26 protein-coding genes and 1 tRNA gene are annotated in these 26,375 nt (G+C 34.1%); 18 read left to right on the top strand and 9 right to left on the bottom strand.

Annotated features, from left to right (window positions below):
* Positions 1 to 8 precede the first annotated feature (8 nt).
* From C1634_RS16010 to mce, 8 genes are all read right to left on the bottom strand, one after another.
* Positions 9 to 728, bottom strand: a complete 720-nt coding sequence (locus tag C1634_RS16010) for a hypothetical protein (protein ID WP_103231368.1) — start codon at positions 726 to 728, stop codon at positions 9 to 11.
* A gap of 1 nt (position 729) precedes the next feature.
* On the bottom strand, positions 730 to 2,685 hold the full coding sequence (locus C1634_RS16015) for an AHH domain-containing protein (protein ID WP_103231367.1): 1,956 nt from the start codon (positions 2,683 to 2,685) through the stop codon (positions 730 to 732).
* 676 nt (positions 2,686 to 3,361) lie between these two features.
* Positions 3,362 to 3,535 (bottom strand): hypothetical protein, encoded by a 174-nt coding sequence (locus tag C1634_RS26075; RefSeq protein ID WP_165835340.1) that lies wholly within the window; start codon positions 3,533 to 3,535, stop codon positions 3,362 to 3,364.
* A 222-nt stretch (positions 3,536 to 3,757) separates the two neighbouring features.
* Entirely contained in the window at positions 3,758 to 4,873 is a 1,116-nt protein-coding gene (locus tag C1634_RS16020; RefSeq protein WP_103231366.1) for a PIN domain-containing protein, read from the bottom strand.
* Positions 4,870 to 7,158: a DUF262 domain-containing protein gene (locus C1634_RS16025; protein WP_103231365.1), complete on the bottom strand. Its 2,289-nt coding sequence runs from the start codon at positions 7,156 to 7,158 to the stop codon at positions 4,870 to 4,872. Before C1634_RS16025 ends, C1634_RS16020 begins: the two co-directional genes overlap by 4 nt.
* Positions 7,159 to 7,578: 420 nt before the next feature.
* Positions 7,579 to 8,802, bottom strand: coding sequence for a site-specific integrase (locus C1634_RS16030; protein ID WP_109738741.1), 1,224 nt, complete (start codon positions 8,800 to 8,802; stop codon positions 7,579 to 7,581).
* A 181-nt stretch (positions 8,803 to 8,983) separates the two neighbouring features.
* A tRNA-Ile gene (locus C1634_RS16035) sits at positions 8,984 to 9,057 on the bottom strand.
* A gap of 62 nt (positions 9,058 to 9,119) precedes the next feature.
* A complete protein-coding gene (gene mce, locus C1634_RS16040) occupies positions 9,120 to 9,518 on the bottom strand; it encodes a methylmalonyl-CoA epimerase (RefSeq protein ID WP_103234717.1) in 399 nt (132 codons plus the stop codon).
* 93 nt (positions 9,519 to 9,611) lie between these two features.
* Here mce and rbfA point away from each other — a divergent pair, with 93 nt between their 5' ends.
* The 9 genes from rbfA to C1634_RS16080 all read left to right on the top strand — a co-directional run bounded on the left by rbfA (position 9,612) and on the right by C1634_RS16080 (position 18,006).
* A complete protein-coding gene (gene rbfA / locus C1634_RS16045; RefSeq protein WP_103234718.1) occupies positions 9,612 to 9,971 on the top strand; it encodes a 30S ribosome-binding factor RbfA in 360 nt (119 codons plus the stop codon).
* A 3-nt stretch (positions 9,972 to 9,974) separates the two neighbouring features.
* Positions 9,975 to 11,180 (top strand): ABC transporter permease, encoded by a 1,206-nt coding sequence (locus C1634_RS16050; protein WP_109738742.1) that lies wholly within the window; start codon positions 9,975 to 9,977, stop codon positions 11,178 to 11,180.
* 80 nt (positions 11,181 to 11,260) lie between these two features.
* On the top strand, positions 11,261 to 13,066 hold the full coding sequence (locus C1634_RS16055) for an endonuclease (protein ID WP_103234720.1): 1,806 nt from the start codon (positions 11,261 to 11,263) through the stop codon (positions 13,064 to 13,066).
* A 62-nt stretch (positions 13,067 to 13,128) separates the two neighbouring features.
* Positions 13,129 to 13,866 (top strand): shikimate dehydrogenase family protein, encoded by a 738-nt coding sequence (locus tag C1634_RS16060; protein WP_103234721.1) that lies wholly within the window; start codon positions 13,129 to 13,131, stop codon positions 13,864 to 13,866.
* 74 nt (positions 13,867 to 13,940) lie between these two features.
* Positions 13,941 to 15,743: a DUF349 domain-containing protein gene (locus C1634_RS16065; protein ID WP_109738743.1), complete on the top strand. Its 1,803-nt coding sequence runs from the start codon at positions 13,941 to 13,943 to the stop codon at positions 15,741 to 15,743.
* Between the two features lie 64 nt (positions 15,744 to 15,807).
* Positions 15,808 to 16,833, top strand: a complete 1,026-nt coding sequence (gene ribD / locus C1634_RS16070; protein ID WP_103234084.1) for a bifunctional diaminohydroxyphosphoribosylaminopyrimidine deaminase/5-amino-6-(5-phosphoribosylamino)uracil reductase RibD — start codon at positions 15,808 to 15,810, stop codon at positions 16,831 to 16,833.
* A 61-nt stretch (positions 16,834 to 16,894) separates the two neighbouring features.
* A complete protein-coding gene (locus tag C1634_RS26080) occupies positions 16,895 to 17,059 on the top strand; it encodes a bacteriocin-like protein (protein ID WP_165835334.1) in 165 nt (54 codons plus the stop codon).
* A 41-nt stretch (positions 17,060 to 17,100) separates the two neighbouring features.
* Positions 17,101 to 17,283: a bacteriocin-like protein gene (locus C1634_RS16075; RefSeq protein ID WP_123921480.1), complete on the top strand. Its 183-nt coding sequence runs from the start codon at positions 17,101 to 17,103 to the stop codon at positions 17,281 to 17,283.
* A 117-nt stretch (positions 17,284 to 17,400) separates the two neighbouring features.
* A complete protein-coding gene (locus C1634_RS16080; RefSeq protein ID WP_103234086.1) occupies positions 17,401 to 18,006 on the top strand; it encodes an IMPACT family protein in 606 nt (201 codons plus the stop codon).
* Here the strand turns inward: C1634_RS16080 and C1634_RS16085 are convergent.
* Positions 18,003 to 18,713: a zinc metallopeptidase gene (locus tag C1634_RS16085; protein ID WP_185145140.1), complete on the bottom strand. Its 711-nt coding sequence runs from the start codon at positions 18,711 to 18,713 to the stop codon at positions 18,003 to 18,005. The genes C1634_RS16080 and C1634_RS16085 overlap by 4 nt on opposite strands.
* 105 nt (positions 18,714 to 18,818) lie before the next feature.
* On the opposite strand from C1634_RS16085, the gene C1634_RS16090 reads away from it, so the two are divergent.
* From C1634_RS16090 to C1634_RS16125, 9 genes are all read left to right on the top strand, one after another.
* Entirely contained in the window at positions 18,819 to 19,955 is a 1,137-nt protein-coding gene (locus C1634_RS16090; protein WP_103234087.1) for a GNAT family N-acetyltransferase, read from the top strand.
* Positions 19,956 to 20,064: 109 nt separating this feature from the next.
* Positions 20,065 to 20,241 carry a hypothetical protein gene (locus tag C1634_RS26085; RefSeq protein ID WP_165835341.1) on the top strand — a complete coding sequence of 59 codons (177 nt, stop codon included), beginning with the start codon at positions 20,065 to 20,067 and terminating at the stop codon, positions 20,239 to 20,241.
* 273 nt (positions 20,242 to 20,514) lie between these two features.
* Positions 20,515 to 20,886 carry an NADH-quinone oxidoreductase subunit A gene (locus tag C1634_RS16095; protein ID WP_103234088.1) on the top strand — a complete coding sequence of 124 codons (372 nt, stop codon included), beginning with the start codon at positions 20,515 to 20,517 and terminating at the stop codon, positions 20,884 to 20,886.
* A 101-nt stretch (positions 20,887 to 20,987) separates the two neighbouring features.
* On the top strand, positions 20,988 to 21,548 hold the full coding sequence (locus C1634_RS16100; protein WP_002983540.1) for an NADH-quinone oxidoreductase subunit B: 561 nt from the start codon (positions 20,988 to 20,990) through the stop codon (positions 21,546 to 21,548).
* Positions 21,549 to 21,554: 6 nt separating this feature from the next.
* Positions 21,555 to 22,049 carry an NADH-quinone oxidoreductase subunit C gene (locus C1634_RS16105; RefSeq protein WP_103234089.1) on the top strand — a complete coding sequence of 165 codons (495 nt, stop codon included), beginning with the start codon at positions 21,555 to 21,557 and terminating at the stop codon, positions 22,047 to 22,049.
* Positions 22,050 to 22,124: 75 nt separating this feature from the next.
* On the top strand, positions 22,125 to 23,348 hold the full coding sequence (gene nuoD, locus C1634_RS16110) for an NADH dehydrogenase (quinone) subunit D (RefSeq protein WP_103234090.1): 1,224 nt from the start codon (positions 22,125 to 22,127) through the stop codon (positions 23,346 to 23,348).
* Positions 23,349 to 23,439: 91 nt separating this feature from the next.
* Entirely contained in the window at positions 23,440 to 23,949 is a 510-nt protein-coding gene (locus C1634_RS16115) for an NADH-quinone oxidoreductase subunit NuoE family protein (protein WP_034693429.1), read from the top strand.
* A 110-nt stretch (positions 23,950 to 24,059) separates the two neighbouring features.
* On the top strand, positions 24,060 to 25,418 hold the full coding sequence (nuoF, locus tag C1634_RS16120) for an NADH-quinone oxidoreductase subunit NuoF (protein ID WP_103234091.1): 1,359 nt from the start codon (positions 24,060 to 24,062) through the stop codon (positions 25,416 to 25,418).
* Positions 25,419 to 25,423: 5 nt separating this feature from the next.
* The gene (locus C1634_RS16125) at positions 25,424 to 26,335 is read left to right on the top strand and encodes a hypothetical protein (protein WP_103234092.1); all 912 of its coding nucleotides are present in this window, start codon (positions 25,424 to 25,426) and stop codon (positions 26,333 to 26,335) included.
* Positions 26,336 to 26,375 lie beyond the last annotated feature (40 nt).

Raw genomic sequence — 26,375 nt, forward strand, 5'->3', positions numbered from 1 at the left:
ATATAATTTTAAGACTTTCCATATATTCTTTCTCGTTCTCCACCCGAAATTGTCCATTCATTATAACTTAATTCTGATGGTTGAAACTCTATTCCTGTACATCCTGCATCCTCAATTTCATTTTTCAAAGTCTCTGAAACAAGATATTGAATACCACCTTCAACATTTTTTAATGCAAGAAAGTTTACAGCTCCTTCAATTATCTTAATCTTTTTTATTTTCATGTTATTAGGCCAGCCTTTTACTTCTATTGATTTTAATTGCATTAAAAAATCTTCGTAATTATTGACCGTTAATTTTTGTTTTTCATCAAAAAGACCATCCATCAAATAAAAATCACAGTTTACAAAATCTAAAAACTCAAATCCTGCTTTATTAACATATAATACATAATAATCACTTATAAAATTATTGTTATGAATTATTGGAGCTTCAAAATATTGTACATCAGGATTTGCATGTAATTCAATAATAGACTTTAATTTACCACTTACTAAAAGTTTTCTTGTAAATCCTATTCCAGATGTAGAAATCAAGTCTGTCAACTTTGATTTTGCTCGTAAAATTGCATTTGATGTTATAGGTATAAAATCAAGTTTATTTAACTCCTGATGCTCAATAAATTTTGGTTCACTCCAAATATCACAATTATGCTTTGCATCGTTTGTTTGTGGAAAAGACCCAACAATTTTTAAATTTAAACTTTCTTGAATTATATAGTATTTCATTCTAAAATATAAGTTGATTAATTGGTGTATTAGGGTTGTTTTTAATTGCTGTTCTTACTCTCTCAATCACTTTAATAACTTCGTCATATACTTGATTTGGTGGTAAATTTGATGGAATAGCATTTAAATATTGCTGAATCCTAATCGTATATTTAGAGTGACTTCCATTATGTACAGCATTAGTTAAGGGAATACCATTAAGAACTTCATTAAGGTGAAAAGCATTAGATGAAAGAGCTGCTTTTTGAATAGCTGGATTATCATATACTTCCCAAGGGATAATATGATGAGCCTGCCTCAAATCACCTTTTAACATTCCCAATACTTTTCTTAATTGAGCCCTGTTTCCGAAAGTTACGACATTATCAGCTCTTCTCAAAAACTTTAGTGTAGTTTTTGCACCATTTGCTAAATGTACAGTTCTTACTGCAAATTTAGAAGCACTTGCTCCCCAACCAGCTAAAGGAATTGCAGATGCATAACTCAATGCAGCATTTACCTTATCTCCGTTCATCGTATATATTACACCGTTTGTAATATCACAAACTTCACCTATTAGTGGAACAGTCCCTCCAATATCTAAAAGTAACTGAATTGTGTCTCTTGTAGCCTCCCAAAGACATTTTGCCATACTCCAGTCTGGGTAAAGTTTTCTTAATGCCGAATAATTAGCAATGGTTAGTTTAGTTTTTTCATTGATGAAGGCTTGAGGAACAATAATAATGGAAGGGCAACATTGAGTAAGAACAGTTTCCATTTGTGCCTCAGTCATATTATCAATATCTGCATTGGCAGTAAATGAAACAAATGCTTCGTTGGTCTCTTTTACATTTTCCTCGTCATAGGGAGAGTTTTCAATCTCTAGGTTGATAGCTAGATAATCTTGAATCTCTGATACTGAAAGTTGAGAAAGTTTATTGTGAAAATCTAATGTATAACCGTCAAGGAAAAACTTTTTAAACTGGGCTGGAGTTATAGTACTTGGCAGATTAGCCTGTAAACACAGTGTAATAAAATTTTGTGATTCTATACTTCCTCCGTTTAAATCAAAAAAAGCTTTGAAAGTATCATAAAACTCAGTATTTGCTGTATCATAAAGAACAGTTTTTAAATCTACTGGAAGTTTTTTAGCATAAAAAAAGAATCTACTAAGAGTTGGAATTGTTGGAGTATTTGTACCACCTCCTAAGCCTGTAGTGGGTCCAATATCACCTCCTCCTGGTGCACCATCAATTCCCAGACTTGTATCTGCTGTACAAACTAATGCTACCACTGTGATGTGTTGAGCTGAGTAACCTCCTTCACTTTTCCAGTTGCACTCTCCCCATCTAGTTTCATTACCTGAATGATGGTCTCCTGTATAACAAGAGAAGTACATATCTACACTTTTATAAGAACAAGATTCAGCAACTCCCATACTTCTATTAGAAATCACTCCTCCATAAGTTCCTTTTGCAAGTTCAATAGCAGTAGCTCTACCAGCTGTTTTCACTCCTTTTCCTGCAAGCAGGTCAAGTTTTTCCTGTTGTGTAAAATTGTATGTTACTAAAAGCTCTTTATAGCTTCCGTCAGGTAAAGAAGATAACACTAGATTTTCTAAAGGTGCATTTTCAGATGTATTTTCTCGAACCAAATTAAATGTGTAAGTGTGGAAAGTAGGTCCAGATTCAATGTAAGTTACATTGTCTGTGTCAATGGAGACACCGTTTGCATAATCAACGGTCTTACCTGATGCATTAGTTTTGAGTTCTTGTAAATTGTTTTGTACTTTTTGTAATTCAGTTTTAAGAACTAATTTGTGTTTACTTTGTTCTAAACGAATTGTTTTAGATGTTGGTCTGAATTGATTGCTGTTGTTGTGAGTTTCTTGCTCTGTTAAGAGTTCATTCCTACAAGAACATAACAAGACCATGATGGTTACTAGGGAAAGTAACCTCGAAATAAATTTTTTTTTCATTTGAGTGTAAATTAAAATTATTGTGTTTGTACGAAATAGAAGTGTTTCATCTTCTATAGTAGAAGTATATACATTCCTATTAATTAAGTGAGCTGGCTCTAATAAGAGCTGAGATTCTTCTTAAGTTTTTTCCATAGTATGTGTTTATTTAAATTGATGAGTGGCAATATTACCAAAAATTAAGGGTTAACCATATAGGTGTTTTCCCCATATTTTAAATTTCTTTTACAAAGATATATAGGGGTAACGACAAAACGTGTCGTATTAAAACTCATTTAAAGTTATTATTAAAACATATGGTTGGAACTCTGGTTGTATCCAGAATGTGAAAAACACATTTTTAAATTATTCATTATTAAATCTTTTATTTATTGCATTCACATGCTTCTCAAATAGGAAGGTAAACCAATCTTTTATTGACTTCACTTATTAGTCTGTTGGCTTCCTCTTTTATATTCCTCAACTACTCTTTATAGACACCTTCCGGAATCAGAACATAATCCAAATTGTCAGTATTAAATGAGGGTAATTGATTGTAAGCATCATAATAAGATTGTGTCCCTACTTTTCCTGAAAATGATGACAGGTTATAATAAAAATCTTCTAGGTTTTATTGTCTGTAATAGTTCTCCTACTTATTTCTTAGTTCGTGTTCCTGAGCAACTTTACTAAAATCCTATTCCATCATTTTTGCATTCTGTTGCTGAATCTGTGAAATCCTTTGACTGCCATAATTTGGATTTGAAAAGTTACCCAGACTACTTGGAGTAGAGGCTTGGGAAGTGGGAATTTGCCCCAATCCATAAATACTTATACACAGCAAAGGCAAAAACTGTAGTTTTTTCATCATAGAAATAATTTTTTGTGTGAATGAGGGTTTACAAGTTTACAAAATTTCATTGAATTGTGTATTACAATATAAATTTTAGACTAAATTTATATAAGCTTGCATCTATTATAAGCTTGCACAAATGTAAAAGAAGAACACGACAAAAGTTGTCGTGTTACAAATTGTTTTAAAGTTTATTTTCATAAAATTATTGTAGAGTTTATTTTTGACCTTTGACAATACTTAACTCCAAATATAATTCTGCAAATCATTACTATCCAAAACTTTAACCGAAAAGCTTTCAGCATAAAGCCTAAAATAATCCATATACCTTCTTTCAATATCATAAATCTCTGGTAATTCTGCTACCACCTTATAAACATAGCCTTCACCATTACTCTCCATCAAATCTATATTTAAAGAATATCCTATTTCCGACATTTTATGAACAAACTCCATAAAATCACTATCATTTCTTGCTAATACATACTTAGTATCAATAAACACAAATACCTTAGACTTTTTCTCTAATGAATTACTTTTAACTTCTTCAAAAACAGATTCTTCTAACTCTATATTAACATACTTTTGAATTATATCAAGAAAATTGAATGGCTGATATGAATAATAAACTTGTCCCGTTTCTTTCAAAAATTCCTTTCTTAGCTCTGGTCTTGGAGCTATTATATTTTTGTTTTTATCTTGCAACCACCAATCTTCTTTATTATCATCGGTAATAAAAATACAAGGCTTATTTTCTGTTTTTGATTTTTCTAATATATCAGTCCAAATAATATAATCACCATATTTTTGTACTTCAATAGGTTTATCATCATCCTTATATCCTGGAGGAATTTTATCTCTATATCTGCTTTTTCCTAAACTGAAAATTTTCTCATAGTTATAAAATTCATCACCAGTATTTTGAAAGATTGAGTTTATTCTATATAGAATTTTATCTTCCTTTTTAAGACCATTATAATCTTCTTCTTTTTTCTTTAGTTCTTGAATGATAGTATCAAACAAAGATAGATTTTCATTACTTAAAAATGGATTTCTATTTTTGTTCTCAAATTCCTGCTTTATATTCGTAATTTTATCTATCATTTCTTTATACGAATTTTTTTGAGCACTAATTTCATTTAATCTATTCGTGTAAAACTCATTACCAATTTGGTAGGGTAAATAAATTCTATCCTTTAATTTCTCTAAAATTTCAAAAAATTGATTTGTAGTATTTTCTGAATATCTATAAAAATTAATTAAAACATTAGTATCCAAAACAAAATAAGCCTCTTGAAAAACACTACTAAATTCTTCATCTTTTAAAGGCAGGTAATGGCTAAATTTTTCTATCATTTTGTATTAGTATTATATTTTTCCCAAAATTCTTTTACCTTATTTTCAAATAAATTCAATGAGCCTAAGCTATTAACATCATTAATTATATTATTAATATCTTTTTTAGTTTCACTAGTATTCAGGGTCAAACACTCAGCATTACAATTTACTATCAACAGCCATAATAAATAGAATTTATTAAAAGTTCGGATATTTTCAGAAGAAATTAAGTTATCTAATTCTTCACTTAATTCTCTTTTATCAACATCCAGAATTTTATTCAATGTTTCTAAGAATGTATTTTCAAAGAAATCTACTTGACTTACCAGTTTTTCTATACTATCATGCTTCTCCAATAAATTAGTAATATTGCTTTTAGGATTAATTCTAACTTGAATCTTGTCCCCAGATAGAAATATTTCTAAGAAGTTAGATATGCCTTTGTAGGTTTTTGTAGACTCTTGATATTTATGATATAAATAACAGAAACTAGCTATAAGCCCCTCATTATCCATTCTCTTGTTATTCTTCCGTAAATAAAACCACTTTTCATTTTTATGGGAAACTTCTTTAATTCTATCAATAATCTTTCTATCAATATATGAATTCCACATCTCAAAAGTGTTCTCTTTAATTGGGAATGGTTTTGAATTTAATCTTAAAAATAAATCTATCGGTTCAAAATATTTATTGTCTTTTTCCTTAATTTCAATTATCCACAAATCAAAATCATATATTTTGTCTTGCTCATGTTTCGGAAGGTCAGCAAATCTTTTTTTGTCATAATCTTTTAAAATTCCATTTTTAAGATTCAGAGAAAATAAATTCTTTTTTGATTCAACTAAATTTCCTTTTTCGTTTGCATACTTTTTACCCATAAATCCTAAGATTGACAAAAGTCGCTGCTGCCCATCAATTACTTCAGAAACTCCATCATTTCTTTTAAACACAAATATCGGTGGAAGTTTAATACCTAATAATATACTTTCTATAATAGATGAGGATTTTACCTGATTAATTACTTCTTCTCTTTGATAAGGAGGTCTAATTAAAAATCTGTTGCTCTTCATTTGCTGAATAACATCTTCAATTGTTATTGATGTTGCATCTGGTTTATTCAGTCTCAAAGATTCAAATTTCTCAAGTGTATTAGTGTTAATTTTTACTCTACTATTATCTATATTTTTATTTTCTTCTTTGAACTTATTATTATTTTTAAGATAATCAGTAAAGTTTATATTATATAAATCAGTGAAAAAAGTAGCTATTGTACTATATCTAGTAATTATTTCTGATGCAAAAGAATGTCTCTCTGTTTTAAAATCCTCTATATTTATTCTTATAAAATTAACAGCTTTATTAAGATTTTCCTTTTTAGATAAATCTAAAACAAAGTTGATGTTTGGATATTCTCTTTGTGCAATACTGATAGCCCAATATAAGCACTCAAATATAAGTCTGTTGGTTATTACATTATTTTTCTTTAATAAGATTTTAACTTGCTCTAGATAGTTTAGTTTATTAGTGAAATCACTAAAAACCTCTTCACAATCCACTTCATTTTCTTCATAATGAAATTCATAGAACTTATTTAAAACTTTGTCTTTTTTGTTTGAATAATAATTTATAGGTATATAACTAATTACCAAAAGCTTTCTGATTTCTTTTAGTATAACCTCAATACTTGAATTATCATAATAAAAAATATCTTTTATCGTGTCATAAAGCTTTCTATTGTTTTCGATATTCTTTTTGAAATAAGAATTCAACTCATTTTCTAAAAACTTGGCTTTATCAATCTCCGTAGATTTCAGTGGTGTAATACCTGTATTATAACGTTTAAATATTTCCCTTTTAACTACTTCTTGTAAGTCAACATTGCTTTCATCAATAAAACTAAATTCAATCAGCCTTAATTTAGTATCCCAGAAAGCATTTCTAATTTCAGGGTCTAAATCTTGGAATTTCTTATTTTTTAAGTCTTCAAATATATAAAGACCTGTTTGGGTCAACTTTTGTTTACTGTCAACTTTAACAAAGTTATAAATTGTCTCATATCTTTGTCTACCATCAATAACTTCAATGTAGTCATGTGTTTTAAAAAAAATTAAAGGAGGAATTTCTGTTCCTAAAATAATACTTTCAATGAAATAGGTGGCTTTTTCATTGTCCCATACATAATTTCTTTGGTACGACGGTTTATAATTTGTCTTTTCAAGTCTTCTTTGGTTACTGAACATGGTTTCAATTCCCATCACTTTAGGCTCTATCTTAATTTTCTTGAAAAGATTCTGAATATCCATATTTTATAGTTTTTTCAAATGTATTAAAAATTTATATGATGTTCGTGATAGTAATATATGCAAAGAGACATAATTATGACAATTCATTTCTACATCTTAAATCAATTGGCAACTATAATATTTTTTTTATATTGTATTAAACTGATTGTAAGTTGCTATAAAAAAATTATAAGAATTTTGATTTAGTCAGAATGTGAAAACCTCATTTATATACCGTTCCAGTAGTTATATAGATAGCATCCCCCCCTCCACCTTCATTTTTGTTGCACCCCCTCCGAAAAATTTAAAGTTTAATACCTGCCTCTAATATACGGATAGAGCTAAAAAGTTTTCAAGATTTATTTTAATCAACAAAAAAGCCCTTCTTAAAACTAAAGAAAGGCTTTTAACTTTAATGTCACTAAAGGTTATTTTATAGAATCAATCCCAAGCTTTATTCAATTTCTCAACCGAATCATTATCAGCAAACTGTACATAATTTTGAAAAACACCAAAGTCCTCATGTCCAGTAATTTGCATGATTTCAAGGGGTTGTAAACCTTTGTTAAGACATCCAATAATAAAGTACCTTCTGCCATAATGAAAGGTAATCCATTCGTATAAAGGTTTCGTAATTGCAATTATTTCTCCTTTATAATCTTTCTCATAAATAAGAAATTCATTGTTTACCTCAGCTTTTATAAGGATTTTTGTTAGATGCTTATTGCTCGTCTGGTTGGTATATCCTTTACCTACTCTGTAAAGGTTATTAAATTCCTTAATATAGGAAACGGCTTTACTTGACATTGCAATTATATCAGGTCTGTTCTTTTTAGTGTTTTTGAAATGATATTTACCTTCCTTTATGCTTTTATAATCTATATTTAAAACGTCTGAATGTCTTAATCCTGTTAGACAACTAATGCAAAATAATCTACGGGTTATGTCTAAATGAGTATTACTACTAAGGTCAAGATTAAATACTTTTTCAAAATCCTTTTCTATAAAATCTACGAACTGCCCCTTTTCATGCTCTCTTTCTAAGGTTTCATAAATTTTATTGGTATGGTACTTTCTACTATACATGAATTTTAAAAAAGCCTTTATGTTTTTAATTTGTTTAGACCTTGTATTTGTTTTCTGCTTACAGGTCATTTGTAAGTAAGTTTTAAAACCATCAAAAAACCTCTCGTCTAAATCATCAAATAATAAATCTTTTTTGCCAATGATAGACGAGTAAGATTTTAAATGATTTCTAACAGTTGTATAAGCCTTTACGGTTTGAAATTTAAGCACACCCTTTTTTATTTCTAAAAACTTTTCAAATGCTTTATCAACTGTCAAATCAGTTTCAGAGTTTTCAAATTTCCCAGCTAGATAAGTCCTAACCTCATCAAAAAATTTGGTTGCCTTCGATTTATCATTCTCCACAAAGCTCTTTGTGTACAAATCCAGTATTTTAGACTCTATCGTATTTAGTATTTTATTAAAGTTTAATGCATTAGGGGCATTTGCTTTAATTCTCTGGTTGTTTCCATTCCAGTATTTAGGAGTGATTTGTAAGGTGGTGGAAAATTTGGGTCTTTTTCCATTCAGGCTGATTGTAACTAGAACTAATGAATCTTTTATTGATTTCGGCTCTTTTAGGTAAAAGTTAATTTTCATAGTATTTACGTTTAGGGGACACTTTAATTTACATTGGGGACACTAAAGGGGACACTATTTCATGAATATAATTGAACAATCCTGAAAGTAAATATACAAAAAAAATCCTCGTATTACTTATGAATACAAGGATTTTACGTTTAACTGTGTTCAGTTGATTTTAACTGTTTTCCAGTCTCTGTGGTCCCACCTGGGCTCGAACCAGGGACCACCTGATTATGAGTCAGGTGCTCTAACCAACTGAGCTATAGGACCTCAAAACTTGGTTAAATTTTGTGTTTGCAAAAATAGCAAAATTTCTTTTACTACAAAATTTTTTATCGCTTTTCTTGGCAAAGTTCTACCAGCACACCGTTTGTAGATTTCGGGTGTAGGAAGACAACTAATTTGTTATCAGCACCTTCTTTCGGTTCTTCGGAGATAAACTGAAATCCTTCTTTTTTCAATCTTTTCACTTCTTCCAGGATATTTTCAACCCCAAATGCCAGATGATGGATGCCTTCGCCCTTTTTATCGATAAATTTTGAGATCGGACTTTCAGGATTACTGGCTTCCAACAGCTCAATTTTACTTTCTCCGGTTTCATAAAAAGACGTTACCACGCCTTCTCTTTCTACAGTTTCTTTTTTATAGGATTCTTTTCCTAATAACTTGGCAAAAAGTTCATCAGAAACGCCTAAAGACTTTACGGCAATACCAATATGTTCTAGCTTCATAAATACTAATAAATATAATTAAATCGTAAATTTGATACTGCAGTCGAATTTCAAAGTATCAATTCAAACAAAAGTACTAAATTTGCAGAAATTATGGAAAGTAACAGACAAAGAAAAGTAGCACAGATCATTCAGGAAGACTTCGCAGAACTTTTCCGCAAACAGGCTTCAGACAGCAAACAGAGCATATTGGTATCTGTTTCAGACGTAAAAGTAACTGCCGACTTAGGAATCGCTAAAATTTATTTAAGCATTTTCCCTCAGGAGTTCCGTAGCGCTGTGATGAAGGAGATTGAAGAAAACAAACCTCAATACAGAAACTTCATTGGCCAGAAAATGGCAAAACAGGTACGTATTATTCCACAGCTTAACTTTTATCTGGATACAGCTCTTGATGATGTTGAAAAACTGGAAAGAGAATTAAGAGGCGAAGGCGACAATCCTGTTTTATAGATCTTGAAGAATATTGCATTTTACATAGCATCCAGATACCTTTTGGCTAAAAAAGGCAGTACTGCCGTTACGTTCATTACGTGGCTGGCTGTAGGTGCCATGACGGTTGCTGTGGCTGCAATGTTCGTCATTATTTCCGTTTTTTCCGGATTGGAAGAACTGAACAAAGATCTTATTTCCAATCTCCATGCAGATCTGACTTTAAAAAGTTCTGCAGGGAAAACTATTAAAAACCTGGAACAGGTTAATTCGGTTTTAAAAAGCAATAAAGAAGTAAGCAGCTTCTCCCGGGTTATTGAAGAAAAAGTGTATATCAGCTTCAATGGGAAAGGAGATATTGCCTATTTAAGAGGGGTAGATTCTGCTTATGTGAAAGTAAACCCAATCAATAAAGATGTTTTCTACGGAACATATCCCAGCTTCAAATATTCTAATGAAGTCTTGATGGAAAACAGCCTGGACAACAGACTTTCTATTCCTGTAGATTCTTCCAATCATTATGCAACGGTCTTTATGCCCAAACCGGGAACAGGGATCATCAATAAGGAAGAAGACATCTATAATAAAAGAGATATTTCGGTAACAGGTGTTTTCCCTGGAAAAGATCAACTGGATAACTACATCATCTCTCCTATTGAACTTACCGAGGAATTGCTAAGCCTGCCCAAAAAATCGGCTTACCAAATCGTTATTAAATTAAAAAATCCAGAGAATGCAGATGCTATAAAACAAAACCTGCTTTCTTCTCTGGGAAAAAATATTGAGATCAAAACCAAGGAAGAAGAAAATGCCGCTTTCTGGAAAATGATCAACACTGAAAAACTTTTTATCTACCTGATTTTTGCACTGGTTATTTTCATTACGACCTTCAATCTTGCAGGAGCGATCATCATCCTTCAGCTTGATAAAAAAGAACAGGCAAAATCATTAATATCACTTGGCTTCCCTTTAAGCCATCTAAGAATGACCTATTTCTACACCGGAATACTTATTGTGATTTCCGGAGTAATTACCGGATTGATCCTGGGAACAGCACTTTGCTATTTCCAGCTGTATACAGAGTTCTTCAGAGCCAATGAAGTTCTTCCATTCCCGGTAAAAATTGTAGGAAAAAATTATCTTATCGTAGCACTTACAGCTTCCATCTTTGGAATCACTATTTCATGGTTCTTTTCAAAAATAAGTAGAGAATATCTTACTAAAAGCTAATATCATAGGATTATGATATTACATTAAATTAATATATCTCGTTTTCATTTTTTTGTACCTTTACGCCCCAATTTAAAAAAATGAAACGAATTTTATCTTTTTTTCTATTAAGTGTTATATTTATCAACACTTCAGCACAAGCCCCTGCAGGATACTACAATGCTGCTAACGGGCTGACTGGCCCAGCTCTTAAAACTGCATTAAAGAACATTATTACAGCTGGACATCAGGATCATGGATATGGAGGCTTATGGACAGGTTACCTTACTACGGATCGTGATTATTTCTACGAAAATGATGGTACCATTCTAGACATCTATTCTGAAAAACCTAATGGTCCGGATCCATATAATTATACCCCTATTACCAATCAGTGTGGGAATTACTCAGGCGAAGGAAGTTGCTACAACAGAGAACACATCATTCCTCAAAGCTTATTTAATGAAGCATCTCCAATGGTTTCAGACATCAATTTTATCCGTGCAACAGATGGAAAAGTCAATGGAATGAGATCAGATTACCCATTTGGAGTCGTAAACAGTGTTTCATTTCAATCTCAAAATGGTTCTAAACTAGGGACTTCAGCTTCTTTGGGATATTCAGGTACTGTATTTGAACCTATCGATGCATTTAAAGGAGATGTTGCCAGAATGATCCTTTATTTTGTAACAAGATATGAAGAAAAACTTCAAGGCTTCTCTTCAGGTGGAATGCTTGGAAACGTAGCATTTCCAGGGTTACAACCGTGGGCACTAAACCAATATCTGGCATGGAACACCATGGATCCTGTATCTCCGGAAGAAATTGCGAGAAATAATGCATCTTTTACATATCAGGGTAACCGAAATCCTTTTATCGACAATCCTAATTATGCTAATTTGATCTGGACGAACATCCCTCCTGATACAGAAGCTCCTACTGCCGCAACCAATTTAGTTGCCAGCAATCCTACTTCAAATACCATGGGTCTTACGTGGACAGCTGCAACCGACAATATTGGGGTAACAGCTTATGACGTATATGCAAATGGAGTATTAAAATCCACCGTTTCCGGTATATCAACATCTACTACAGTAACAGGATTATCTCCACTTACAACATACAATTTCTATTTAATTGCTAAAGATGCGTTTGGAAATACTTCACCACAAAGTAACATCGCAGCAGGAACTACTCTTGACGGACCTGCCGGAGGAGGAAGCTGTGGAACTGAAGACTTCTCAAATATACCAACTTCTACAAATCCTGCTTATGCTACAAGAGTCTGGACCAATAATAGCATAACATGGACCGCAGTTGACTCAAGAGTTGATGAGACGATCAATGGTAAAGCAATTACATTAAGAATTGGAAACTTAACCAGTTCTGCTCTTACAGGAGGAATCCAGAACTTAACAGTAACAACTGCATTAAAGTATGGAAGCGGAGCCGGTGTTCTAAATGTAGAAATAAACGGAAATCTAGTAGGTACCATTCCTTATAGCGGAACAGCTAATGCAACAACGACAACAACCATTCCTAATATCAATGTAAGCGGAAATGTAGTGATCAAAATTACGAATCCAATTACAAGTCAAAATGCACAAAGAGTTGCCATAGATGATCTGAGCTGGACATGTTTTAATACTTTAGCAACTGCTGAAACTAAAAAAGACAAATCCCAGTTCACAATCTACCCTAACCCGGTAAGAAATAATGAATTATTTGTAAAAGGAGAAAACCTTAACAAAGTTTCAAAAGCGGACATCTACGATCTTTCAGGAAAATTAATTGAAACAATCATTAATCCTTTCAAAAACACAAACAAAATCAACCTTAAAGGATTAACGAAAGGAACTTATATCCTAAAAACAGATAACTTCTCTACTAAATTTATTGTAGATTAATTATTAAAAAATATTTCAAACCAAAGGCCGGATTTATCCGGTCTTTTTTTTATTTTTGATCTATGGATTCCAATAAAAAATTAGGATTGATAGGAAGAAATATTTCCTATTCTTTTTCTAAAAAATTCTTCGAAAATAAGTTCCAAAAGCTCATGCTGAAGAACTTCTCCTACGATATTTTTGATCTGAATGAAATCAATGAAGTGGAAAACCTTTTTTCTTCTCCGGAGCTCTTAGGATTCAATGTTACCATTCCTTATAAAGAAAAAATAATTGATTATCTTGACGAATTAAGTGATGAAGCTGAGAAAATAGGGGCTGTCAACTGTGTTCTTATTCAGAATGGCAAAAAGACTGGCTATAATACGGATGCTTTCGGCTTTGAAAAAACGCTTCTCTTACACAAAAAGCCTTCACAGGACAAAGCACTGATCTTAGGAAATGGAGGCGCAGCAAAAGCTGTAAAATATGCGTTAGACAAGCATAACATTCCTTCTGTGACGGTTTCAAGAAGTACAGAAATCAACTTTGAAAATCTTGATAAAGAAACTGTTGCTGAATACAAAATAATCATTCAATGTACACCTGTAGGTACTTTTCCAAATGTTAAAGACTGTCTGTCTTTCCCTTTTGACGGCCTTTCTTCGGAACACCTGGTGATCGATCTGATCTACAATCCCAATTACACCCAATTCATCATCAATGCCTCTGAAAAAGGAGCAAAAACTGTCAACGGATATTATATGCTTGAACAGCAAGCAGAAAAAGCTTGGGAAATTTGGAATTTTCAAAAAAAATAACATAAATTAGTGCTTTAATTGGCCTTAAAGCTATATTTAAAGGATATTAACGCCACTCACATAAAAGATTTGCTATGACTACAGAAAACAATCTTTCTGAAAACGAAGAAAAGAAAAATCCTAACGAAGTATCTCAGGACACATCAGAAAACACAGTTTCTCATGATGCAATCCCACATGAAGATGAAGCAGAGCACCTGGAAGAACATGAAGAGGTGGAAATTTCCCTTACTGATGCTTTAAAGGAAATGGAAAAAATCATCAACACTCCTAATGCCGGTGAGAATTTTAAGAGATTCAACCAGTTAAAGGAAAAAGCAAGTCATTACATCCATGATGAAGTGGAGGATAAAAAGCATGAATACGCAGAAGCCGGAAATGCTCCTGAAAACTTCAGTTATGAGCACCCTTCTCAGACTAAATATTCCGCATTGGTTAATATTTTCAGAGAAAAGCATGACGACTTCCAGAAAGGACAGGAAGAAGAGCAAAAGAAAAACCTTGAGCACCGTCAAAGCATTATCGAGAGACTTAAAAATTTATATACCAGTTCTGAACCAGGAATTAATCTTTTTAAATCCATTCGTGAGATCAAAGAAGACTGGTCAAGAGCCGGACAGGTTGCAAAGTCTGAATTTAAAATTCTCAACAACAATTATTTCCACCACCTGAATCAATTTTATCAGATGCTGGATCTGAATAAAGAATTTTTGGAGCAGGAATACAGCCATAACCTTGAAAAAAGAGAGCATATCATTGCCCGCGCCAAAGAATTGGAGAATGAACCCGTGATTCAGAAGGCTTTAAATGAGCTTCAATATCTTCATAAACTTTGGAAAGAAGAGGCTGAACCAGTTTCAGAAGAATTCCGTGAGAAAACATGGGAAGAATTCAAAGAAATTTCCAATAAAATTCACGAAAGAAAGTCTGAACTTTCTGCTTCTATTGAAAAAGAGCAGACTGTGAATCTTGAAAAGAAAAATGAGATCATTGCTGAAATAAAGAAACTTTCTGAACCATCAGAGACTCCTAATCACAATTATTGGCAAAATTCCATTAAGAGAGTTGAAGATCTTCGTTCAGAATTCTTAAAAACAGGAAGTGTTCCAAGAAAACTTTCCAACCAAAACTGGAATGATTTTAAAACAACACTAAGAGCTTTCAATACAACGAAAAACAACTATTATAAATCGTTGAAAGGATCTCAGCAGGCTAATCTTGAAGAGAAGTTAAAATTGATCCAGACTGCACAGGATAATATGAATAACGAAGAATGGGATATCTCAGTTCCGTTATTCAAAAAACTACAGGAAGACTGGAAGAAAATCGGGCACGTTCCAAAGAGCATGACCAATAAAATCTGGGATGAATTCCGTGATGCATGTAACGCATTTTTCAACAATTACAGAGAGAAAAGTAATACTTCTACCGACAATTGGAAAGAGAATTATAAAAACAAAAAAATTCTTCTTGATGAATTGAAAATGGTTTCCAATGAAGAAGGCAGCATCGAAAAAATTGAGCAGATCAAAACTTCATGGAATAATATCGGTAAAGTTCCGAGAGATAAAATTTCAATCAACTCTGAATTCAATAAGACTTTAAGAGAGAAATTGAAAATAAACAAAATCAATGAACTTGAACTGAAAGAAGAAGGCTTATCTGAAAACCAGCTTACTGACAAAGCAAGAAAGATCAAAAATCAAATTTCAGATCTTGAAGGTGAAATCGTAAAACTGGAAAACAACCTCTCTTTCTTCAACAAACCATCAAGAGAAAACCCTCTTTTAAGAGATACTTACAATACTATTGATGAGAAGAAAGCTCATCTGGAAACATTAAAACAGAATCTCCACAGCATTATCAGCGGAGATTAACAGATAACAAAATAAATAAAGGCGGAGCAAAGCAATTTGTCTTCGCTTTTTCTTTTTATACAATATGAACAACGACGAACTTTATATCAAAAGATGTATCGAACTGGCACAGAAAGCCCTGGGTAACACCTACCCTAACCCTCTTGTAGGAAGTGTGATTGTACACAACGGGGAAATCATAGGTGAAGGATACCATCATAAAGCAGGAGAAAATCATGCTGAAATAAATGCGATCAATTCGGTTAAAAATAAAGAACTGATCCCGGAATCAACGATCTATGTATCTCTGGAGCCCTGTGCTCATTATGGAAAAACACCACCCTGCGCTTTAAGAATCAAAGAACTAGGATTTAAAAAAGTTGTTATTGGTGCCATGGATTCCCATGATAAAGTCAATGGCAAGGGAAAGAAAATCATTCAGGAAGCAGGAATTGAAGCTATTTCAGGAATTCTTGAAAAGGAATGTATTGAACTTAATAAGAGGTTTTTCACGTATCATGAAAAGAAAAGACCTTATATCATTTTAAAATGGGCAGAATCAGGTGATGGCTTTTTGGATAAAGATTTTAAACCGACTGCTATTTCCAATACACTGGTCAATCAGTTCGTTCATCAATTGAGAGCTGACGAACATGCTATTTTAGTAGGAACCCAGACTGCATTGCATGACAATCCAAGTCTTACAGTAAGAAATGCTGAAGGGACAAATCCTGTCAGAATTCTGATTGACTTTGATTTAAAAGTTCCGGAAACCTTCAACATTTACAATAACGAAGCAAGAACACTGGTTTTAAATTCTGTGAAAGAGAGTACTGAAGGGCATCTTCAATTCATAAAAATCAACAAAGATCATTTTCTTCCGGATCTTATGGAAGCGTTGTATAAAGAACAAATACAGTCTGTCATTATTGAAGGCGGCAGTTTTACATTACAGCAATTTATCAATGCTAACCTTTGGGACGAAGCTATTGTCATTAAAAATAAAAGTCTGATACTGGAAAACGGAACAAAAGCCCCGGAATTTGATCATACAGCGTCCAAAACTGAAGATTTCAGGGATAATACGATTTCTTTCTTTAGACAAAAATAAAACCTTTTTATCACCCTTAAATGAAATAATTTATTTACATTAGTTTTACAAAAAAATTACTATGAAAAATCTAAAGAAAGTTTCAAGACAAGAGTTGAAAAAAGTATCTGGAGGAAATGCTCCTCAATGCTGTTCTTATTACCCTCCTTCATTACAATATTGCTGTGCAACTCCTTCCAGTATGAGTTGCCCACCAGCTTGGGTAGACGGAACATTCCCATGTTAGTATTATAAAATGGAACAAATTAACCAAACAAAAATATGATCATGAAAAATGTAAAAAAAGTATCCAGAGCTAATATGAAAACCATTCAAGGAGGTGTTTTTGTAACATGTACATTGCCTAATGGGCAGCCTACGAGATGCAGAGATTACTGCCCTGCAGATTTTTGCGGTCCTACAAGCTATATGTGTCTGATTCCAATGGATCTGTGTGGAGATCAAATGTAAGAGTGCAATTTCACTTTCAAAATACATAAGCCGTCAAGATTTGACGGCTTAATTTATGATTATAGTGCAGAATACTAAAGCATTTAATATTTTTGCATAAACAAAGCAGGAACTCCAATGACGTTTGAATACAAAACCATAGAAAAACCCATAGAAGATATTCTTTTAAAAGAAAAAGGAAGCAAGTTCATCGGATTTGCTTACCCCGTGAATAATGAAAAAGAGCTAAAAGCAGCTTTAGAGAAGGTCAGGGAAGAACATCCTAAAGCCACCCACCACTGCTATGCTTTCAGAATGGGATTAAATGGTGAAAACTATCGTGCTAATGATGACGGAGAACCTTCCGGAAGTGCAGGTCTGCCTATTTACAATCAGTTATTGGCGAATGAAATTACAAACGTTCTTGTGATTGTAGTCCGCTATTATGGAGGAACTAAACTTGGTGTTTCAGGATTGGTAAAAGCTTATAAAGAATCTGCAAAGATTACATTGGAAGAAGCCAATATTATGACCCGGGAACTGGAAACAGAAGTGGAGATTCAGTTTAATTTCAATCAACAGAATACAATCTTCACCCTGCTTTCAAAATTTGATGCCAAAGTTTTGAATTTTGATGCCAACGAGAACTGTATCCTCACGGCTTCACTGAAACTGGCCCAAAAAGAAAACATCTCGGAAAAATTATCCGAGATGCAATATGTTTCATTTGAATTTAATGATTAATCCCTTCTTCCACCAAGAAGTAAAGACCCCCAGTAAAGAAGCTGTGCCAGAGAGCCAAGAGCTGCTACAACATAAGTTCTTGCGGCCCATTTCAAACTATCCTGTACCCCAACAAATTCTTCTGCAGTTACAGTTCCTGTATCTTTAAGCCATTTCATCGCTCTGTTACTAGCATCGTATTCCACAGGTAACGTTACAAAAGCAAAAAGTGTTGTCATCGCAAACATTGCTACTCCAATTGCCAGAACCGTAGTATTTCCGTTTGGGTTTTCAATACTTCTTGACGCTGCCATTACCGCGATACCCGCTATAAGGACAAACTGCATCAGATTGGAACTTATATTAACGATAGGAACCAGTTTTGAACGTAAGTTCAACATAGAATATCCTACGGAGTGCTGCACGGCGTGTCCGCATTCATGGGCTGCTACTGCAGCTGCTGCGGCATTTCTCTGCATATAAACCCCTTCAGAGAGGTTTACTGTTTTATCTGCCGGATTATAGTGGTCCGTCAACTGCCCGGGAACAGATATTACCTGAACATCATTAATCCCGCTATCTCTCAACATTTTTTCCGCTACTTCTTTCCCCGAAAGGCCATTTCGAAGGTGTACATTGGAATAATATTCAAATTTCGATTTCAATCGGGATGAAACCCACCAGCTCACCAACATTGAAATACCAATAATGATATAATAACCCACCATTTTATTTAGATTTTGTGTTTAATTTTTATCCATAATCAAATAAAAACTGTGCCAAAGTATAAGATTTTATTATTTATATTTGTGACTAAATTACCATCAAAAGTTATGTCTAAGGTTTCAATTATTGAAGTAAAAACAGCTGATCAACTCAAGCAATTCGTAAAATTTCCGATGGATTTGTACAAAAACAACCCGTACTATGTCCCATCTTTTATAAAAGACGAAATGAAAATCTGGGATGCAAAAGAAAACCCTGCCTTACAATATTCAGAATCTAAGCAGTTTCTGGCGACAAAAGACGGTAAAGTAGTGGGTAGAATCGCTGTAATCATAAATCATAAAGAAGAGAAAGAATTAGGAAACAAAAAAGTACGTTTTGGCTGGATAGACTTCATTGATGATGCTGAAGTTTCCAAAGCTTTAATTCAAACCGCTATAGATTATGCCAATGAACACCATATCGACATGATTGAAGGGCCTATGGGCTTCACCAACCTTGATAAAGCAGGTATGCTGACAATGGGATTTGATAAACTGGCAACAATGATTGGAATCTACAATCATGCTTATTATCCCAAACACCTTGAAAACCTTGGATTAACCAAAGAAAAAGAATGGGTAGAATATGAAATGAATTTCCCGAAAATACTTCCAGAAAAGGTGGAGAAATTCAGTGGCCTGATTGCTCAGAAATACAAACTTAAAGTTCTTAAATTCAAGTCAAAAGAAGAAATCCTTCCTTATGTAGAACCTATGTTTAAGCTTTTAGATGAAACTTATAAACATCTTTCTACGTATACTCCCATTTCAGAAGAACAGATCAAAACATACAGAGAAAAATACTTTCCTTTTATCAATAAAAACTATGTAATCTGTGTAGTGGATGAAAATCAACAGTTGGTTTCTTTTGCTATCACAATGCCTTCTTATTCCAAGGCTCTTCAGAAATCAAAAGGGAAATTATTCCCATTGGGATGGTGGCACTTTTTACAAGCCGGGAAAAAGAATGATCGTGCCAATTTCTATCTTATCGGAATTCATCCGGAATACCAGAGACGTGGCGTAACGGCTATTATTTTCAAGGAGATTTTTGTGCGGTTTACCAGCATGGGAATTGATTTCGCTGAGACCAATCCCGAATTGGAAGAAAACAAAAGCGTGCAGGTACTTTGGCAGGATTACAACCCTGTAAATCATAAACGAAGAAGAACATATTCTTTAATGATAGGCAATACAAAATAAGCCTTCCATACCTACTTCATACGAGCTGGTGTCTTAAGAAATCTAACCCTCAATACATCACTCGTTATTCATAGTCACCATTTTCCTCTGATTTTCGTAAATTCACAGTATGAAACCACAACTCATTATTTTCGCTGTTTTGATCGCCGGATTTATTTGTTATAACATCTTTTTCCAGTTAAAAGATGACAGAATGAATACCATCATCAATATTGCTTTTGCCAGTATTCTTTTCGGATACATCTCATTTATGGCCTATACCCTTTTGAAAAAAATGAAAAAATAAACCGAAAGCCTACAATAATCAACCCTTCAAGACCCTTGAATACTTACGAGAAAGGGAAAGTAGTACTATTTTAAAAGTACATGATGGGGGGTATCTTTTGGGAGTGACTACAAAAAAAGGGGGAAAAACACATCATAAAAACAATCATAAAAAGCTAATTTTTATTGATTCTAAATTACCGATTTAACTCATTTTCACCCGACTTTTAAGCTGATAAATTTCATGCTTTCTTGTTTATTCGCTAAATTTGCAAATTGAGATAATAATGCAAAAATGAATTTACCTGAAAGTTATATTCCAATCCTTATCCAGGCTGGTGTAGCAGTAGGATTTGTAGCGGTTTCTTTGCTTGGGGCACATTTCTTGGGGCCACAACAGAAAAAAGGAGACTCTGTAAAAAACCAAAGCTGGGAATGCGGGATTCCTGTAGAAGGAAATGCTAGAACACCGTTTTCTATCAAATACTTCCTGACAGCGGTATTGTTCGTACTATTCGATATTGAAATCGTATTCTTTTATCCTTATGCGGTAAACTTCAGAGAATTCGGCATGGAAGGCTTCCTTGCCGTACTTACATTCGTTGCGATCTTCTTCGTAGCGTTTTTCTATGTTTGGAAACGCGGTGCGCTGGATTGGGATAAGTAGGATAATTAAAAATCAAAAATTATAAATTTTAGATCGGATTTTAAACATAGAAAATGATGTTTTAATCTACAATCTGAAATTTAAAATCTAAAATCTAAGAGATGTCAGATAAAAAACCAGTAATAAGAACAGATGCACCTGCTCCCGAAGGCTATGAAGGAGAAGGGTTTTTCGCAACAAAACTGAGCAGTGTAATCGGGATGGCTAGAAAGTTTTCACTTTGGCCATTGCCATTTGCAACCTCTTGTTGTGGTATCGAGTTTATGGCTACCCTGAACCCCACTTATGATGCTTCAAGATTTGGTATGGAAAGAAACTCTTTCTCTCCAAGACAAGCAGATATGCTGATGGTTTGTGGAACTATATCAAAGAAATTGGGACCAGTCCTGAAAGAAGTTTACACTCAGATGGCTGAGCCAAAATGGGTAGTCGCAGTTGGAGCTTGTGCTTCCAGCGGTGGTATTTTTGATACATATTCTGTACTTCAGGGAATTGATAAAATTATTCCGGTAGATGTGTATGTTCCTGGATGTCCTCCAAGACCTGAGCAGATTATTGAAGGAGTAATGCAGGTACAGGCTCTTGCAGAGAGTGAAAGTATCAGAAGAAGAGACATGCCTGAATATCAGAAATTATTAGATTCTTACAACATAAGCAACTAAACGGAGATGACAAACGAATTTGTATTAGAAGCAATCACAAGAGAATTTCCGGAATCTGTCATTTCAAGCTCAGAACCTTATGATATGCTAACGGTTGAAGTGAAGAAAGAAGATATTAAGAAAATCATTCACTATCTTAAAGATTCATCTTTGGAATTTAATTTCCTTACGGATATTTGTGGTATTCATTATCCTGAATTCCCGGACAAGGAAATTGGTGTTGTATACCATTTGCATAATATGATGGCCAATTTCAGATTACGTCTGAAAATCTTCATGTCCAGAGAAAATATAGAGGTGGATTCTCTTACAGAATTATATGCGGGAGCTAACTGGATGGAAAGAGAAACGTATGATTTCTATGGGATTAAGTTTAAAGGACACCCGGATCTTAGACCTATCTTGAATATGGAAGATCTTGGATACCACCCAATGTTGAAAGAATATCGCCTTGAAGATGGTACCAGAACCGACAAGGATGATAATATGTTCGGAAGATAAAAAATAATGCAATAAGCCATAAGTAGTAAGCATTAAGCTTAAAGCCTATAGCCTATAGCCTAAAGCATTTAAATTATGAAAGATAACTCATTATCTAATATACTAAACCAGTACGAAAGTAAGGAACAAATTGACGGACAATTGTATACCCTCAATTTAGGACCTACCCACCCTGCTACTCACGGGATTTTCCAAAACATCTTAACGATGGATGGAGAGAGAATCCTTCATGCTGAACAGACGGTAGGATATATCCACAGAGCATTTGAGAAAATTTCTGAAAGAAGAAACTATTCTCAGATCACTACCCTTACTGACCGTATGAATTACTGTTCTGCACCGATCAATAACCTGGGTTGGCACATGACAGTGGAGAAGCTGATCGGAGTTAAAGTTCCAAAACGTGTAGACTATATGCGTGTTATCCTTATGGAACTTGCCAGAATTGGTGATCACCTGATTTGTAACGGGGTAACCGGAATGGACTCAGGAGCCATTACAGGTCTTACTTACATGTTCATCGAAAGAGAACGTATTTATGATATGTATGAGCAGATTTGTGGGGCAAGGATGACAACCAATATGGGAAGAATCGGAGGATTTGAAAGAGATTTCACGCCTAAGTTCCATGAGTTACTGAAAGATTTCTTAAAAACCTTCCCTGCAAGATTTAAGGAATTCGGTACCTTATTAGAAAGAAACAGAATTTTCATGGACAGAACCATCGGTACAGGAGCAATCTCTGCCGAAAGAGCTTTAAGCTATGGTTTCACAGGTCCAAACCTACGTGCAGCAGGAGTAGATTACGATGTAAGAGTTGCACAGCCTTATTCATCATACGAAGATTTCGACTTTATTATTCCTGTAGGAACTTCAGGAGATACTTACGACCGTTTCATGGTTCGTCAACAGGAAATCTGGGAATCCCTTAAAATCATCAACCAAGCATACGATAACCTTCCGGAAGGACCATTCCATGCGGATGTTCCTGATTTCTATTTACCTGAAAAGGCAGATGTTTACAGTAAAATGGAAGCATTGATCTACCACTTCAAAATTGTAATGGGAGAAACAGATGTACCGAAAGGAGAAGTTTACCATGCTGTAGAAGGTGGAAACGGAGAATTAGGATTCTATCTTGTGAGTGACGGAGGAAGAAGCCCTTACAGACTTCACTTCAGAAGACCATGCTTCATCTACTATCAGGCATACCCTGAAATGATTACAGGTTCTGTAATTTCAGATGCCATTGTAACGATGTGTAGTATGAATATTATTGCGGGAGAATTAGACGCATAACTGGAATTATAAATTTTGAATTATAAATTATAAATTGATTTTAGACCGTTATTCTTTTAGAATTTAAAATCTAAAATCTAAAATTTCAAAAATGAGCGAAACAATAGCTTTTAAACCGGAAAGTTTAGCACAGGTACATAAAATTATCGCAAGATATCCTGAAGGAAGACAAAAATCTGCTCTTCTTCCTGTACTTCACTTAGCACAGAAAGAATTCGGAGGTTGGTTAGATGTTCCTGTGATGGATTATGTTGCCGGACTATTAAGTATCCAGCCGATCGAAGTATATGAAGTGGCTACTTTCTATACGATGTTTAATATGAAGCCGGTGGGTAAATATGTTTTGGAAGTTTGCAGAACAGGACCTTGTATGGTTTGTGGAAGCGAAAAAATTCTGGACCATATCAGAACCAAACTGAATATTAAAGATGGAGAAACTACTGAAGACGGTATGTTCACATTAAAGCCTGCTGAATGTCTTGGAGCATGCGGATATGCACCAATGCTGCAGCTAGGAAAATTCTTTCATGAAAATTTAACGATAGAAAAAGTAGATGAAATCCTTGATCTTTGCAGACAGGGACAAGTTGCTTTAGACTAAAATAATTTTAAATCCCAAATGTTGAATTTCGGATTTAAGCTTAGTTAATTTTTTAAATAATTACAAAAAAGCTAGAAGCCAAAAGCCCATAGCTAAAAGCATAATAAACAATGAGTAAAAAACTTTTACTTAAAGACGCACATATAGAAGGTATTCGCTACTTTGAAACATACCGTAAACAGGGAGGTTACACTGCAGCTGAAAAAGCCTTGAAGATGACTCCTGACGAAATTCTTGAAGAAGTAAAAGCTTCAGGACTAAGAGGTCGTGGTGGAGCAGGATTCCCAACAGGGATGAAATGGAGCTTTTTGGCAAAACCAGAAGGTGTACCAAGACACTTGGTCGTAAATGCAGACGAATCTGAACCGGGAACTTTCAAAGACAGATATTTGATGGAATTTCTTCCTCATTTATTGATTGAAGGAATGCTTATCTCATCTTTTACTTTAGGTTCTAATGTTTCTTATATCTATATCCGTGGAGAATATTCATGGATTCCGGATATCTTAGAAGAAGCAATTGAAGAAGCTAAAGCAGCAGGATTTTTAGGTAAAAATATCTTAGGAACAGGTTACGATTTGGAAATCTATGTTCAGAGAGGTGGTGGAGCATATATCTGTGGTGAAGAAACTGCATTGCTTGAATCCCTTGAAGGAAAAAGAGGAAATCCAAGATTAAAACCGCCATTCCCGGCTGTAAAAGGACTTTGGGAAAGACCAACAGTGGTAAACAACGTTGAGTCTATTGCGGCAATCGTTCCAATCATTGATATTACAGGTGCTGAATATGCAAAAATCGGGGTGGGAAGATCTACAGGTACGAAATTGATTTCTGCTTGTGGAAACATCAACAAACCGGGTGTATATGAAATCGATATGACCATCACTGTAGAAGAATTTATCTACTCTGATGAATATTGTGGCGGTATTAAAGACGGAAAAAAATTAAAGGCTTGTATTCCTGGAGGAAGTTCAGTTCCGATTGTTCCAGCTAATTTATTGTTGAGAACCGTGAACGGAGAGCCAAGATATATGAACTATGAATCATTGGCAGATGGTGGTTTTGCTACCGGAACGATGATGGGTTCAGGAGGTTTCATCGTTTTGGATGAAGATCAGTGTATCGTAGAACATACCATGACATTGGCGAGATTTTATCACCATGAAAGTTGTGGACAGTGTACCCCTTGCCGTGAAGGAACGGGATGGATGCACAAGATTTTGAAGAAAATCGAGAAAGGAGAAGGAAAAATGGAAGATATCGATCTACTTTGGGATATCCAGAGAAAAATCGAAGGAAATACCATTTGTCCATTGGGTGATGCAGCGGCTTGGCCAGTTGCAGCAGCAATTCGTCACTTCAGAGATGAATTTGAGTGGCATGTAAAAAACCCAGAGTTGTCTCAGACTCAAAATTATGGATTGGCACATTATGCAGATCCTATCCCCGCTGTTGAAAAAAATGCTTAGTTAAAATGAAGAAGTTATTAGTTGTTGGTTTAATGATGTCGAATTTTGTGTTTGCACAGAATAAGAAAACAGATACTGCAAACTATAATAGATCCGTTGAAGAGGATTTATCATATGTAGCGAGTGAGAAACAGCAGATTAAAGCTGAAAAAAAGGAAAAGCCTAATCCATTAAGCAAGAAAGGTCAGGTTTTCGTATTTTATGGATGGAACAGAGCGGCTTATAGTAATTCTGACATCCACTTTACTGGAAACGGATACGATTTTCAATTGAATAATGTAACAGCACAGGACAGGCCTACAAAATTTGGAATCGTTTATTTTGATCCAAGTTGGTTTACTGTAACGCAGTATAATTTCAGAATAGGATATTTTATTAAAGATAACTTAGCCATTGTTTTAGGGATTGACCACATGAAATATGTGATGGATCAAAATCAAACGGTTAACTTTAATGGACATATTTCAGATCCTGAATATGCAGGAATGGTACAAAACGGACAGGTAAACCTGGCAGATGAGAAGTTCCTTACTTTTGAACATACAGACGGATTAAATTATGAAAATTTAGGTCTTGAGAAATACAAAAATCTTATTCATAAGAAAAATATAGATTTAGTATGGTCTTACGGAGCCGGGATCGGGTTTATGTTTCCGAAAAGTAATGTAAAACTTTTTGGAAATGAAAGAAGTGACCGTTTTCATGTTGCAGGGATGGGAACCGATATCAGATCCAGTCTTAACTTAGTTTTCTGGAAAAACTGGATGCTTAGAGTAGAAGGAAAAGCTGGTTATATTAATATGTGGGATATTAAAACTACATTAAATAACAAACCTGATAAAGCCCGCCAGGATTTTGTTTTCGGACAAGTTCTAGCAGGAATTGGATATACATTTAATACTAAGAAATATAAATAACAAAGCCTATTGCTTAACGCATAAAGCTTAAAGCATACGA

Origin of the sequence: Chryseobacterium viscerum (genome assembly GCF_002899945.2) — a bacterium.
GTDB classification, from domain to species: domain Bacteria; phylum Bacteroidota; class Bacteroidia; order Flavobacteriales; family Weeksellaceae; genus Chryseobacterium; species Chryseobacterium viscerum.

Coding starts and splice junctions, on each gene's coding strand:
- C1634_RS16010 (WP_103231368.1), bottom strand. CDS start 728: ATGAAATACTATATAATTCAAGAAAGTTTAAATTTAAAAATTGTTGGG.
- C1634_RS16015 (WP_103231367.1), bottom strand. CDS start 2,685: ATGAAAAAAAAATTTATTTCGAGGTTACTTTCCCTAGTAACCATCATG.
- C1634_RS26075 (WP_165835340.1), bottom strand. CDS start 3,535: ATGATGAAAAAACTACAGTTTTTGCCTTTGCTGTGTATAAGTATTTAT.
- C1634_RS16020 (WP_103231366.1), bottom strand. CDS start 4,873: ATGATAGAAAAATTTAGCCATTACCTGCCTTTAAAAGATGAAGAATTT.
- C1634_RS16025 (WP_103231365.1), bottom strand. CDS start 7,158: ATGGATATTCAGAATCTTTTCAAGAAAATTAAGATAGAGCCTAAAGTG.
- C1634_RS16030 (WP_109738741.1), bottom strand. CDS start 8,802: ATGAAAATTAACTTTTACCTAAAAGAGCCGAAATCAATAAAAGATTCA.
- mce (WP_103234717.1), bottom strand. CDS start 9,518: ATGAAGCTAGAACATATTGGTATTGCCGTAAAGTCTTTAGGCGTTTCT.
- rbfA (WP_103234718.1), top strand. CDS start 9,612: ATGGAAAGTAACAGACAAAGAAAAGTAGCACAGATCATTCAGGAAGAC.
- C1634_RS16055 (WP_103234720.1), top strand. CDS start 11,261: ATGAAACGAATTTTATCTTTTTTTCTATTAAGTGTTATATTTATCAAC.
- C1634_RS16060 (WP_103234721.1), top strand. CDS start 13,129: ATGGATTCCAATAAAAAATTAGGATTGATAGGAAGAAATATTTCCTAT.
- C1634_RS16065 (WP_109738743.1), top strand. CDS start 13,941: ATGACTACAGAAAACAATCTTTCTGAAAACGAAGAAAAGAAAAATCCT.
- ribD (WP_103234084.1), top strand. CDS start 15,808: ATGAACAACGACGAACTTTATATCAAAAGATGTATCGAACTGGCACAG.
- C1634_RS26080 (WP_165835334.1), top strand. CDS start 16,895: ATGAAAAATCTAAAGAAAGTTTCAAGACAAGAGTTGAAAAAAGTATCT.
- C1634_RS16075 (WP_123921480.1), top strand. CDS start 17,101: ATGAAAAATGTAAAAAAAGTATCCAGAGCTAATATGAAAACCATTCAA.
- C1634_RS16080 (WP_103234086.1), top strand. CDS start 17,401: ATGACGTTTGAATACAAAACCATAGAAAAACCCATAGAAGATATTCTT.
- C1634_RS16085 (WP_185145140.1), bottom strand. CDS start 18,713: ATGGTGGGTTATTATATCATTATTGGTATTTCAATGTTGGTGAGCTGG.
- C1634_RS16090 (WP_103234087.1), top strand. CDS start 18,819: ATGTCTAAGGTTTCAATTATTGAAGTAAAAACAGCTGATCAACTCAAG.
- C1634_RS26085 (WP_165835341.1), top strand. CDS start 20,065: ATGAAACCACAACTCATTATTTTCGCTGTTTTGATCGCCGGATTTATT.
- C1634_RS16095 (WP_103234088.1), top strand. CDS start 20,515: ATGAATTTACCTGAAAGTTATATTCCAATCCTTATCCAGGCTGGTGTA.
- C1634_RS16100 (WP_002983540.1), top strand. CDS start 20,988: ATGTCAGATAAAAAACCAGTAATAAGAACAGATGCACCTGCTCCCGAA.
- C1634_RS16105 (WP_103234089.1), top strand. CDS start 21,555: ATGACAAACGAATTTGTATTAGAAGCAATCACAAGAGAATTTCCGGAA.
- nuoD (WP_103234090.1), top strand. CDS start 22,125: ATGAAAGATAACTCATTATCTAATATACTAAACCAGTACGAAAGTAAG.
- C1634_RS16115 (WP_034693429.1), top strand. CDS start 23,440: ATGAGCGAAACAATAGCTTTTAAACCGGAAAGTTTAGCACAGGTACAT.
- nuoF (WP_103234091.1), top strand. CDS start 24,060: ATGAGTAAAAAACTTTTACTTAAAGACGCACATATAGAAGGTATTCGC.
- C1634_RS16125 (WP_103234092.1), top strand. CDS start 25,424: ATGAAGAAGTTATTAGTTGTTGGTTTAATGATGTCGAATTTTGTGTTT.